Here is a 524-nt window from a genome sequence, read left to right on the forward strand (position 1 = left end):
CCGTCATCAACCACCCCATCAAACCCCGGACAAATGACCCTTGTCCCGGCAGGGATACCCTCAACACGCAACACTTGTCCTGTGCCGAGCTGCTGGTCTTCAATGACGGTGACGCCCATCTCGGGTCGCTCAACAACAGCCCCGTCTTTGATGTATTGAGTAGCCCCATCCGCTTCACCCAACACCACATCGTTGTCAGGTGTCGCTTGTGCAGCCAGCGAGTTCATATCAGGGCCTTGCATCGTGTATTCGATCTGCCCCGTATCCTTCCTGTAGATAATTCCCTTTATCATCGCTTCCATACCGATACTGTTATATTCCCGTGAATATGGAACCAGGCGGTTGCATACCTTGTAACCCATATCCAGTCCCCATCCCTTTTTACCTGTACCCGATACGTGTAATCCCTCTTTGGCAAAAGGAACCTGTATGCCGTTGCAGATGTAATCTCGCCCACCCACCTGACGGGGACAGGTAATTTAGAGCTGGTTATTGACACCAACCCACCCGCTTCCTCGACACCA

General features: G+C 52.5%; 1 protein-coding gene. It reads right to left on the reverse strand.

Features of this window, described 5'->3' with window-relative positions; all coding sequences use genetic code 11:
• A partial coding sequence (locus ABD892_RS10075; RefSeq protein WP_345195494.1) for a hypothetical protein occupies window positions 1-362 on the reverse strand: 362 nt, incomplete at its 3' end.
• Window positions 363-524 lie beyond the last annotated feature (162 nt).

It is taken from the genome of Kistimonas scapharcae (assembly GCF_039540975.1).
Lineage (GTDB): Bacteria > Pseudomonadota > Gammaproteobacteria > Pseudomonadales > Endozoicomonadaceae > Kistimonas > Kistimonas scapharcae.